Below are 12408 nucleotides of genomic sequence, written 5' to 3'. Positions count from 1 at the left end.
GTCGATTTACCTAAGCTAACCCAACTTCAACCAAAATCCGTTCCGCAACGCGGTCTAGAGGTAGGTCTTCCGTAGAAATGCCAGCTTTCGCTACAGCTTGAGGCATACCATATACAACACAGCTATCTTCGTCTTGCGCCCAAATGGTCGAACCCGCTGTTTTTAACATGCGAGAACCTTCTCGACCATCAGCACCCATACCGGTCAATATCATAGACAATACTTTATCGCCGTAGATCTTAGCTGCAGAACCAAAAGTAACATCCACACAAGGCTTGTAGTTCATTCGGTCACCACCATCGATAATCTTCAGACGCGCCGAACCCGGGCGACCATCAATCATCATTTGCTTTCCGCCTGGAGCAAGATAAGCCACCCCAGGTTTCAACAGGTCTCCGTCTTGAGCTTCACGAACTTCAATCTTACACAAGGTATTCAATCGGCTAGCAAACGCAGCGGTGAACGTTGCTGGCATATGCTGCACTAACACAATCGGATGTGGGTAGCTGGCAGGGATGCGTGTCAAAATTTTCTGTAGTGCAACTGGCCCACCAGTCGAAGTACCAATTGCAGTTAACTGATACTTTTTACCCGAAGCTCTGAATTTCGCGGTTGATGCAACCGCTGGTTTAGCAGCAGGGGTTGTTGCTGAAATAGGCTGGCGCAATGGCGCTGATGTTGAAGCTGTAGCTGTTGCCGTAGTTCTTGGCGCAACAGGTGCACGTCGCATAAACGCGCGCTTTGCAGCAATCTGAATCACGCGCTGTTGAAGCAATGCGACAGCATCGTCGCGGTTACGAGCGATGTCTTCAAACTTCTTAGGTAAGAAATCTAGAGCACCAGCATCTAAAGCATCTAACGTTGCTCTCGCACCATCATGCGTTAACGATGAAAACATCAAAATAGGCGTTGGAGACGCAGCCATAATTTCGCGAACAGCTGTGATACCGTCCATGACAGGCATTTCGATGTCCATGGTAATCACGTCAGGTCTTAGCTGTTTCGCTTTCTCAACCGCTTCTTTACCGTTTACTGCTACATCGATGACTTCTAGGCGAGCCTCCGAGTTGATGATCTCGCTTACTCTACGACGAAAGAAGCTCGAATCATCAACGACTAATACTTTAATCGCCATATTTATCCTTAAGTTAAATTCTTGATGCAGCTGCGTACTGCTTCAACAAGTCCGGCACATCTAAAATCAATGCTATGTGACCGTCACTTGTAATTGTCGCACCTGCCATTCCTGGCGTGCCTTGAAGAAGCTTATCAAGTGGCTTAATAACCACTTCTTCTTGGCCGATAAGCGCATCGACAACAAAACCAACACGTTGACTACCAAGTTGCACAATAACAACATGACCATGACCTTGACGTCCCTCAACAAGACCTTCTTTAGGTGTCAGCCAATTTTGTAGGTAGAACAGTGGAATAGATTTGTCGCGAACGATGATAGTCAGCTGACCATCAACCACGTTTGTGCGGCTTAAATCGAGGTGGAAGATCTCGTTAACCGATGCCAATGGTAATGCGAACGGGTGACCCGCAACACCGACCATTAAGGTTGGTAGAATCGCAAGTGTCAACGGAACCTTAATGGTAATCTTGGTGCCTTGGCCCATCTCTGAATCGATGTCAATTGAACCATTCAGTGTGTTGATCGCTGTTTTCACAACGTCCATACCTACACCACGGCCAGAGATATCTGAGATCTTTTCTTTACTTGAAAAGCCAGGAGCAAAGATTAGATTGAAACACTCTTTATTTGTGAGGCGAGACGCTGCATCGTCATCCATCAGACCACGCTTAACCGCGATAGCACGAAGCTTATCAGGGTCCATACCACCACCGTCATCAACGATAGCAAGCTCAATGTGGTCGCCCTCTTGAGAGGCAGACAGAATCACTTTACCGGTTTTAGATTTACCCGCAGCAACACGGTCGTCCGGCATTTCGATACCATGATCGACAGAGTTTCTCACCAAGTGAATCAGGGGATCAGCAAGTGCTTCTACTAAGTTTTTATCAAGATCCGTTTCTTCGCCACGCATTTCAAGAACGATGTCTTTCTGCAAGGTACGAGCAAGGTCACGGACAACGCGTGGGAAGCGACCAAATACTTTCTTGATCGGCTGCATACGCGTCTTCATTACTGCACCTTGTAGGTCAGCAGTAACAACGTCTAAGTTCGAGACAGCTTTCGACATTTCTTCGTCGTTGCTGTTTAAACCTAAGCTAACAAGGCGGTTACGAACCAATACTAGCTCACCCACCATGTTCATGATGGTATCCAGTGTTGATGTATCAACACGAACTGTGGCTTCAGCTTGCTGCTTCTTCGCAGGCGCTTTAACTTCAGCTTTTGCTGGTACGCTAGGCTTAGGCTCTGCTTTTACAGCAACAGGAGCAGGCTGTGGTTTAGGAGCAACTTTCGGCGCAACAGGCTCAGGCTTCGCTTGTACAGGCTTAGTCGCAGCATCCAACTCTTCAATTGAAGGGCCATTACCTGAACCGTGTAACTGATCAAGTAAACTCTCAAACTCAGCATCAGTCATTAGGTCATCGCCTTCAGACTTTACTGGTGCTTTGGCTACAGGAGCAACTGGCGGAGGAGGAGGTGGCGTTGAGCTTGCAGCTGTCGGGCTTTGACCTGCACCATGCAACTCATCTAACAACTTTTCAAATTCGTCGTCAGTAATGTCACCACTCGCAGCAACTGGCTGAGGTGCCGCAGGTGCTGGCGCTGGTATGTCGACAGATGATGTCGTTGGTGAACCACCCTTACCGTGAAGTTCATCCAGTAAACGCTCAAATTCATCTTCAGAAATATCATCCACGGAAGATGCACTGATGTTTGTACTTTCAGCAGTAGGTTCCGGAGCGATAACAGGTTCAGGAGCTGCAACGATAGGCTCAGGGATAACCGGTGCTGGTGCTTCTACTGGTGCCACTTCATCTTCAGACTCTGGCTTGCAGAGGCGATGAAGTTCATCCAGTAAAGATTGGTCTGCTGGTACTAAAGCTTCCTCATCTTGCACGGCTTTAAACTGTACATTGACGGTATCTAAAGCCTGTAGCATCGTATCCATCAGTCCTGATGTTACGCTGCGTTGGCCATTTCTTAGAATGTCGAACACATTCTCAGCACCATGACAAGTATCCACCAGCTCGGTCAATGCTAGGAAACCAGCACCACCTTTTACTGTATGGAAACCACGGAAAATAGCGTTTAGTAGTTCTTTGTCGTCAGGGTTATTCTCTAGCTCTACCAGTTGTTCTGATAGGAGTTCAAGGATCTCTCCTGCTTCGACTAAAAAGTCCTGAAGAATATCTTCGTCTAAATCGTAGCTCATACGTTACCTTTAAAATCCAAGACTGGATAACAAATCGTCGACTTCATCTTGAGATGCAACAGCATCTTCACGAGCTTCTGGGTTCATGATCGGACCCTCAGGAGCAATAGATGCTTTCTTCTCTGTCTCTGGTGTTGGTTCTATTTGATTCGCTCCGAATACGGTGAGAATCTCTACCAGACGTCCTTCAACCTCATTCACCAAGGTAATAACTTTGCTAATAATCTGCCCAGTTAAATCTTGGAAATCCTGAGCCATCAAGATTTCAGTCAGTTGTCCACGTAGTTCAGTACTATCGCCTTCTACTTGGACAAGTAATCCATCAATGCGGTGGCATAAAGCTTTAAATGTTACCAGCTCAATGCGGCCATGCATCAGTTCATTCCATTGAGGCCTTACTTGAAGTAAACACTCGTGTAAATTAGTTGCAATTGGCATACAACGATCGACAGCGTCCATCGTCTTGTTCGCCGCAACTTCCGTTTTATCAATGACATACTGAAGGCGATCCCTGGCATCAGGGATTTCATCATTTGCGATAACGTTAATACGCTCGTCAAAGTTGAATTGTGTCAAAGAATCATGGAGGTCACGAGTCAGACTGCCTATTTCTTGAAGCATTGGGTTATCTTGAAGATTAAAATTATCTTCATAAATGCTTCTAACAAGAGAATCAGCACCTTGCTGCTCATCGTTTTCAAGCAGTTCTACTAATTTTTTTGCTTGTTCTAATGAAATCATCCTGAGTCCGGCCTTACTCCGCATAGTTTGTGACGCTTCAGCCTTAGAGATAAACGGGAAACAAAAAAGTTAATGTCTCTCTATGAAGCGCCTAAAACAGGTTATTATGAGTGCTTATAAACGCTCAAAAATCTTGTCGAGTTTCTCTTTTAGAGTTGCGGCAGTGAACGGCTTCACAATGTAACCATTAACACCCGCTTGCGCTGCTTCAATGATCTGCTCACGCTTAGCTTCTGCTGTGATCATAAGCACTGGAAGGTGCTTAAGTTCAGCGTCTGCACGGACGTGTTTTAGAAGATCAATACCTTGCATACCCGGCATGTTCCAGTCAGTTACCACGAAATCAAATTCGCCTTTTTTCAGCATAGGTAACGCGGTCAAGCCATCGTCTGCTTCTTGAGTGTTGTTGAAACCTAAATCACGAAGTAGGTTTTTAACAATTCGGCGCATCGTTGAAAAGTCATCAACAATGAGAATTTTCATGTTTTTGTTCAAATTAGCCTCCACTGAATAAAATCAGTGTTGTTAGTCGTTCTGTGTCCAAGCACTTAATTTAGTGCGTAAACGCTGCATAGATTGGCTTAGTATTTGGCTGACACGAGATTCGCTGACACCTAATACTTCCCCAATCTCTTTTAAATTGAGTTCTTCGTCGTAATAAAGCGAAAGCACGAGGCCTTCCCTTTCCGGAAGCTGTTTTATCGAGTCGATCAAAGCTTGGCGGAATGATTCATCAGCAACCCCTTGAAAAGGCGTATTATCTTGAGAATCTTCATTCGGAGATATTACATCATCAGAGACACCTAAGTCTTCTATCCCAACCAATTTTGAGCAATTAATATCAGTTAACGCACTGTGATACTGGTCTAAACTCAGCCCCATGTGCTTTGCCACTTCAGCATCACTAGGATCGCGATTGAGAGTGCCCTCTAATTCTGCGATTGCACTACTGATTTCTCGATTATTTTTATGAACCGATCTCGGCACCCAATCCCCGCGGCGAATGTCATCCAACATTGCCCCACGAATTCGAATACCTGCGTACGTCTCAAAGCTTGCGCCTTTGGTACCATCATAGTTCTGTTGTGCTTCAATCAAGCCAATCATGCCGGCTTGAATCAAGTCATCAACTAATACATTAGGCGGTAATCGCCCCAACAAATGATGAGCGATACGCTTAACCAACACAGAGTACTTCTCAAAAAAAGCCTGTTGGCTATTGTGATTAGCATGTTGATCGTAAGTAAGCGCTTTATTCACCAAATGGTTCCTCTATAAATTCAGTACGGTTCACCAACCTTTCAACAAAAAACTCCAAGTGTCCGCTTGGTGTTTTTGGTATTGGCCAGGTCAATGCCTTATTAGCCAAAGAGCTGATTGCCAATGCAGCTGGAGAGCGAGGAAACGCATCTACTACGATTTTCTGTCTCTTAACTGATTGACGTACTTTATCATCTAAAGGAATACATGCTACGAGTTCGAGGCTCACATTCAAGAAGCGCTCTGTGACCAAAGTCAACTTTGCAAATAATTCTCGGCCTTCGCGGTAGCTTCTGACCATATTTGCAACGATTTTGAATCGCTGAACTTGGTGCTCTCGACTCAGCAGTTTAATCAATGCATATGCATCAGTAATCGACGTTGGTTCATCACAAACCACCACAACCACATCCTGCGCTGCTCTTGAGAAGCTGATGACCATATCGGATATGCCCGCAGCTGTATCAACCAACAAGATATCCATCTCGTCTTCAAGCGAACCAAAAGCACGAATCAACCCGGCGTGTTGAGCGTGTGAAAGTTCAGTCATGCTTTGTGTGCCCGATGTCGCTGGAATTATTCTAATTCCATGCGGTCCTTCGACAATCGCATCCTTAAGCTCACACTCGCCAGCCAACACATGCCCAAGATTTCGTTTAGAACGAATGCCGAGCATGATGTCTACGTTAGCTAATCCTAAGTCAGCATCCAGCACCATGACTTTCTTGCCTTGGCGAGCCATACAAATAGCCATACCTAACGTTACATTCGATTTACCGACGCCTCCCTTACCACCCGTTACAGCAATAACTTTCGTGAGTGAAGGCTGGGTTAAGCGACGGAGGCCGCTAGCTTGATCGTGTATCATATTCTCATTCATATTTATCCGCCGCCTAGAGCCCTTCAGAATCGCTATTCCAGTAATGAGGTTCATTCTCTGTAGATTTTTCTAATAACTCATTGGCCTTAGCAATCATGTACTTTGGCTGAGCGATAACGATATCTTCAGGAACTCGTTGACCATTTGCTATATAAGCAACTGGTAATGCATTTTGTATTACCACACTGATGAACTCACCCAAACTAAGCGATTCATCCAGCTTCGTCAGGATACATCCCGACAGCGGGATTCTTCTAAAGTGTTCAATGGTTTCTTGTAGTACTTTGCGTTGCGCGGTTGCGGGTAACACAAGGTAACTATTGATAACGGAACCACTCTCTTGCATCAATGTGTCTAACTGCTCAGATAGGCGAACATCTCGTTGTCCCATACCTGCAGTATCAACCAGAATCAGGCGACGATTACGTAACTGATATATTACATCGGCCAATTCACTAGAATCTTTAGCAACTCTTACAGGACAACCCATAATTCGACCATAAATCGATAACTGCTCATGTGCACCAATGCGATATGTGTCCGTAGTCACTAGCGCAACATTATCCGCACCATATTCCATGGCAGCACGTGCAGCTAGCTTAGCAACCGTCGTTGTTTTACCTACGCCAGTCGGGCCAAGTAAGGCCACAATACCGCCGCGTTTTAAAATATCTTTTTGTGTTACTGAGATTTGATCAGCGACCAGAGCAAGCAAGGCTTTCCATGCTCGTGCTGGTTTGGTGTCTTCAGGAATATAGCAAGCCATTTGATCGGCTAATTCTGCAGATACTCCCATACGCTCTAGGCGCTTGATAAGCATGGCTCTGAGCGGTTCACGACGCTCAACCTCTTGCCACATTAAACCTGATACTTGATGCTCTAACAGACGACGAATTGAAGTCATCTCGTCTCGCATCGTTTCCATTTCAGTATCTGAACCTTTGGACTGAGTATTCTCTCGACCACGATCATAACGGGTAGGATCTAAGCGAGGTGCTGGACGCTCTACTCTGCGATCTTCGGCAATCAATTTAGATAAACCCGTTTCACGAGCAAAAGCCGAGTCGAGACTGCCGCTAGAATGCTGGCTACTCTGAGGTTGATGGCCCTTACTTGACTGGCGATTGAGCAATGCTGATAGCGAGTCTTCGTTTTCAGCGCGATGTTGTTGCTCATCTTCTGCGCCATGACTGTATTGCTTTAGCATGTTCGCAAAGCGCTTGGTCATTGAGCGTCCGCCTTCAGCATTAGGTTGGATGCTAACCTTGTCATCATCTAATTGACGACGCCCAGCTGGTACTTTTGACTCAGTCATTTGGGTGTACTGGCTTTGCGTAGGCTGCTTGGGTTTATTGAGTCTAGGGCTCGCTGTCGATGGGCTGGATTCGCCATCAATAGCGGCCACAATTTCCACGCCACCTGCGACCTTTTTGTTAGACATGATCACCGCTTCTGAGCCAAGTTCTTCTTTAACTTGGAGCAGAGCTGTTCGCATATCTTTTGCAAAAAATCGTTTAATTTTCAATTCGATCGTCCGTTCTAATTAGGCGGCTTAATTACCAACAGCTTGTACTATGCGTATCTGCTTTTCGTCTGGTATCTCTTGGTAAGATAATACTCTCAAGCTTGGAATCGTGTTTTTCACGAACTTAGCCAAAGTCGAGCGTAAAACACCAGAGGTCAATAATACCGCTGGCTCACCTTTCAGTTCTTGCTCTTGTGTCGCGTTACTGAGTGAGGTCTGTAAACGTTCGGCTAAACCAGGTTCAATACCAGCAGATTCTCCGCCGGATGCCTGCATGGTTTGATGCAAGATTTGTTCCAACTCAGGAATCAAGGTTATAACTGGCAATTCCGGCTCTATACCATTGATTTCTTGAACAATTAGTCGTTTAAGTGAGATACGAACAGCTGCAGTTAATATGTCAGGTTCTTGACTCTTAGAAGAGTACTCCGACAAAGTTTGAACAATGGTTCGAATATCACGAATTGGAATTGCTTCATTTAGTAAGTTTTGCAGAACTTTTACAACCACACCAAGCTGTAATTGATCCGGTACAAAACCTTCCACCAACTTAGGTGTTGATCGGCTAAGCATCTCAAGTAAGTTTTGAACTTCTTCGTGGCCAATCAACTGTGAAGCGTTATTCGTTAACTGCTGGCTAAGGTGTGTGGCAAGTACGGTTGAAGAATCTACAACGGTATAACCTAAGGCTTGTGCGTGTTCACGCTGCTCTTCACGAATCCAGACAGCTTCAAGGCCAAAGGCAGGGTCAATCGTCGGCTCTCCATCTATCATCCCATAGACTTGACCAGGGTTAATCGCGAGCTCCATGTCCGGCTTGATTTCAGCCTCACCAACCGCTACCCCCATCAAGGTAATTCGATAGCTGTTTGGCGTCAGTTCTAAGTTATCGCGAATATGAACCGCTGGAATCAAGAAACCAAAATCTTGAGACAGTTTTTTCCGTACACCTTTAACGCGCTCAAGCAACTCACCACCTTGGTCTCTATCGACCAAAGGAATCAAGCGGTACCCCACTTCGAGACCAATAATATCTACCGGTTGAACATCATCCCAAGACAGTTCTTTTTGCGATGCAGGCTTATCACCATTGGCATTAGCGGTTGCAGGTAGATTTTTCTCTTCTACCTTTGCCTTGTTCTTTTTATCGATAAAGTAAGCACCGGCTCCCGCTACAGCAGCAAGGCTCAAAAATGAGAAATGTGGCATACCAGGAACAATACCCATAATGCCGAGGATAGCGGCAGTGATCATTAGGGCTTTGGGATTATCGAACATTTGGAAGACAAGTTGTTCGCCCATGTCTTCATCGGTATTTTGACGCGTCACCATCATCGCCGCAGCAATAGAAAGTAGCAGCGATGGAATTTGTGCAACCAGACCATCACCGATAGTAAGTAGCGTATAGATTTCAATGGCTTCACCAAAACCAAGGTCAAACTGAGCCATACCGATACTCAAGCCGCCAATGATGTTGATGAATAAGATCAAGATACCAGCGATAGCATCGCCTTTTACAAACTTAGATGCACCGTCCATCGAGCCGTAGAAGTCGGCCTCTTTGGTCACTTCAAAACGTCGTGTACGAGCTTGATCTTGGTCGATCAAACCCGCATTCAAATCGGCATCGATTGCCATCTGTTTACCCGGTAGGGCGTCTAGTGTGAAACGTGCACTTACTTCCGAGATACGACCCGCACCTTTGGTTACAACCATGAAGTTGATGATCATCAGAATCAAGAACACCACTAGACCTACGGCGTAGTTACCACCGATAACCACGTTACCGAAAGCTTCAATAACGTTACCGGCCGCGTCACCACCTTCGTGACCATGGAGTAATACCACACGTGTCGAAGCAACGTTCAAGGCTAATCGAAGTAGAGTTGCAATCAGAAGTACTGTTGGGAAGGCAGCAAAGTCCAAAGGCCTGCGGGTATAAACCGAAACCAGTAAAACAACCATAGACAGCGCAATGTTGAAAGTGAAGAACATATCCAACAAGAAGGCTGGTATTGGCAACACCACCATAGCGAGCGTCGCAAGTACCATAACGGGCGCGCCAATTGCAGGCATCGCACGATTAGGAATTTTAGGCAGCTTGTCCGCAAAAGGCAGGGAGAATTTCATAAGTCTAGACAGTTTCGCTATGTTGTAGCCATCTCACTAAGCTATTTGAGGCTCAGGTCTAAGCTATATGGCTATGGTTTAAAGTGCATAGGTTAAAAATGCACAGGCTTATAACACAAAGGTTTATACTGATCGGGTTTATAATGCTCAGATTTACAATGCTAAGTTTATTAATGACCGGCTTATATATAGTCGGGGTTGATATAGCAAACACTGTACCAACACTTTACGTCAAATTATTGCCATCACCTCTTTAAAAAGAGGATTAGCTAGCCCGCTATTATCAGGGTTCATCAAGCAGAGCTCAAGCAATTGATCTAATGTCGTAAATCAGGTGGGATCGGCATATTAGAATCTTGGAGTTTTGGCCTCTCTCCGCCTCGTTTTCGGTACTGTTTCAGTTGAAACACATATGCAAGCACTTGAGCAACTGCTGTAAACAGACCGTCAGGAATTTGTTGTTCTAGTTCGGTAGTGTGATAAAGCGCCCTAGCCAACGGCGGCGCTGGAATAATATAGATGTCATTTTCACGTGCAATTTCACGGATCTTCATTGCCATATGATCAACACCTTTAGCAACTACAACGGGGGCTTTGTCTTGATTCTGCTTATAGCGTAGAGCCACAGAGAAATGCTCCGGGTTGGTCACAATTACATCCGCTTGAGGTACGTCAGCCATCATACGGCGCTGGGCAGCTTCTCTTTGCAACATACGAATGCGCCCCTTAACTTCAGGTTTACCTTCCGTATCTTTGTGTTCGTCTTTAATTTCTTGTTTGGTCATCTTCAACTGATCGGCGTGCTGCCAGATCTGGAACGGGATATCAATCGCCACCACGATAAGCAAAGAGCAGCTGATCAGCAGAATAAAATTGAGCAAGATATCTAAAGCGTGGAAGATATTCTGTGGGTATACCTCCATGCTCAGTTGCATTAAATCGTGTTGAGAAGCTTGAATAAGATAGATGGCCATTCCCGAAACAAGTGCCACTTTCAAGATAGATTTCAACAGTTCAACCCAACTCTGCAGGCCAAACATACGCTTAATACCACTGAGTGGGTTTAGCTTAGACGCCTTAGGCATCGCCGCCTGCATAGAGAAATTAATTCCGCCGACACCCGCCGCACCAATGACGGCTGCAACAAATAAGGTTATCAGGATTAAGAACAACGGGAACAACAGGTTCACTAATGCGCCACCCGCAATTTCGAGGAGTTTTGTGGTATCAAAAACTTCTTCCCGACTCAGAGAAAACAGACGTTGCATTGTTTCGAACAAAGCTTTCGCCATCGATTCACCAAACCACATTAAAGCAATCGCACCAACAATAAGTACCGACGCCGACGCTAACTCTTTTGACCTTGCAACCTGCCCTTTCTCTTTGGCCTGTTGCAAGCGTTTGGGCGTGGCGTCTTCCGTGCGTTCTTGACCGTCTGACTCTGCCATTTTAGTCTCCTAGCACTCTAACCTGATTAGACGACATATCTGTTGTTCGGTTTGTATCCAGAATAACTCATAGTGACTAAACAAGCCGCCAAGGATATACCAACAAAGCAATAGGCCCACGAGTAGCGCAAATGAGAAACCCAAAGAAAAGATATTTAGTTGAGGCGCCGCACGCGTCATTACACCAAACGAAAGGTTAATCGTCAGCAGCGCAATAATACCAGACAATGACATTGCTAATGCTGTTTTGAACATGATACCCAACCACAGAGCAAGCTCTCTATAATCAACAGAGGTCAAACTTCCACTGCCAACGGGTAAAGTCTCAAAACTGAACACCACAAGCTGTAGCATTTTTAGATGACCGTCTGTCTCCAAAAAAAACATGGTCGCTAGCAACATAAACAATTGGCCCAGTACTGGCGTGTTTTGCCCGTTAGCCGGATCCACCATAGAGGCGAACCCCAAGCTTGATTGCATACCCAAGATCTGGCCGAGCATTACGAAAGTTTGAATCATGAATTGGGTGACAAACCCCATGGCAACGCCAATCACGATTTGTTCAAATACAGTCAAGAAACCTTGGAAAGAGAGCAGTTCAATATCTTTAGGAACAGCGGGGATCGCAGGCATCACCGCGAAGGTGATCGCTAAACCTAAATACAGACGAATACGCGGCGACACAAAGCGCGCACCGGTTACTGTCATCACCATCAGCATGGCTGAGATGCGAGTGTAGGGCCAAAAATAATTGGCTAACCACTCTAGTACAAGGCTCGTTGGGTATTCCATATCGGTTTAGTAAAGAACTTGTGGCAAGCGTTCGATGAGTTCGAAAAAGAACTCCATCATCATTTGGGTCATCCAATGTGCAAACATCATCAACGCTAATAACGTCACGATCAAACGTGGTAGGAAACTTAAAGTTTGTTCATTGATCGAAGTAGCCGCTTGGAAAACAGCCACAACCAAACCAATCAGCAGGCTAGGAATAATTATGGCGCAAACCATAATTAGTACCATCCAAAGGGCATCTTGGAACAAATCTACGAATATTTCAGGATTCATGCT

General features: G+C 45.5%; 11 protein-coding genes. All 11 read right to left on the bottom strand.

The features are described 5' to 3' along the window. Positions 1 to 10: 10 nt before the first annotated feature. Positions 11 to 1135: a protein-glutamate methylesterase/protein-glutamine glutaminase gene (locus tag OCV44_RS04325; protein ID WP_086048967.1), complete on the bottom strand. Its 1125-nt coding sequence runs from the start codon at positions 1133 to 1135 to the stop codon at positions 11 to 13. A 13-nt stretch (positions 1136 to 1148) separates the two neighbouring features. After that, on the bottom strand, positions 1149 to 3353 hold the full coding sequence (locus tag OCV44_RS04320) for a chemotaxis protein CheA (RefSeq protein WP_139685243.1): 2205 nt from the start codon (positions 3351 to 3353) through the stop codon (positions 1149 to 1151). Positions 3354 to 3362: 9 nt separating this feature from the next. After that, positions 3363 to 4094 (bottom strand): protein phosphatase CheZ, encoded by a 732-nt coding sequence (locus OCV44_RS04315; protein WP_086048965.1) that lies wholly within the window; start codon positions 4092 to 4094, stop codon positions 3363 to 3365. Positions 4095 to 4208: 114 nt separating this feature from the next. Further along, a complete protein-coding gene (cheY, locus tag OCV44_RS04310; protein WP_012603445.1) occupies positions 4209 to 4577 on the bottom strand; it encodes a chemotaxis response regulator CheY in 369 nt (122 codons plus the stop codon). 42 nt (positions 4578 to 4619) lie between these two features. Then, on the bottom strand, positions 4620 to 5354 hold the full coding sequence (locus OCV44_RS04305; protein ID WP_009848537.1) for an RNA polymerase sigma factor FliA: 735 nt from the start codon (positions 5352 to 5354) through the stop codon (positions 4620 to 4622). Beyond that, entirely contained in the window at positions 5347 to 6234 is an 888-nt protein-coding gene (locus OCV44_RS04300; protein WP_139685244.1) for a MinD/ParA family protein, read from the bottom strand. The genes OCV44_RS04305 and OCV44_RS04300 overlap by 8 nt, the downstream gene beginning before the upstream one ends. Positions 6235 to 6247: 13 nt before the next feature. After that, entirely contained in the window at positions 6248 to 7759 is a 1512-nt protein-coding gene (gene flhF, locus OCV44_RS04295; RefSeq protein ID WP_139685245.1) for a flagellar biosynthesis protein FlhF, read from the bottom strand. A 27-nt stretch (positions 7760 to 7786) separates the two neighbouring features. Then, complete coding sequence (gene flhA, locus OCV44_RS04290; protein WP_086048962.1) at positions 7787 to 9889, bottom strand: flagellar biosynthesis protein FlhA; 2103 nt, start codon at positions 9887 to 9889, stop codon at positions 7787 to 7789. A gap of 317 nt (positions 9890 to 10206) precedes the next feature. Further along, positions 10207 to 11337: a flagellar biosynthesis protein FlhB gene (flhB, locus tag OCV44_RS04285; RefSeq protein ID WP_139685246.1), complete on the bottom strand. Its 1131-nt coding sequence runs from the start codon at positions 11335 to 11337 to the stop codon at positions 10207 to 10209. A 9-nt stretch (positions 11338 to 11346) separates the two neighbouring features. Continuing rightward, positions 11347 to 12129, bottom strand: coding sequence for a flagellar biosynthetic protein FliR (fliR, locus tag OCV44_RS04280; RefSeq protein ID WP_139685247.1), 783 nt, complete (start codon positions 12127 to 12129; stop codon positions 11347 to 11349). 6 nt (positions 12130 to 12135) lie between these two features. Further along, on the bottom strand, positions 12136 to 12405 hold the full coding sequence (fliQ, locus tag OCV44_RS04275; RefSeq protein WP_009848543.1) for a flagellar biosynthesis protein FliQ: 270 nt from the start codon (positions 12403 to 12405) through the stop codon (positions 12136 to 12138). Between the last annotated feature and the right edge of the window lie 3 nt (positions 12406 to 12408).

Origin of the sequence: Vibrio tasmaniensis, assembly GCF_024347635.1 — a bacterium.
Classification (GTDB): Bacteria; Pseudomonadota; Gammaproteobacteria; order Enterobacterales; family Vibrionaceae; genus Vibrio; species Vibrio tasmaniensis.
This window is presented reverse-complemented; position numbering and strand designations above follow the sequence as displayed.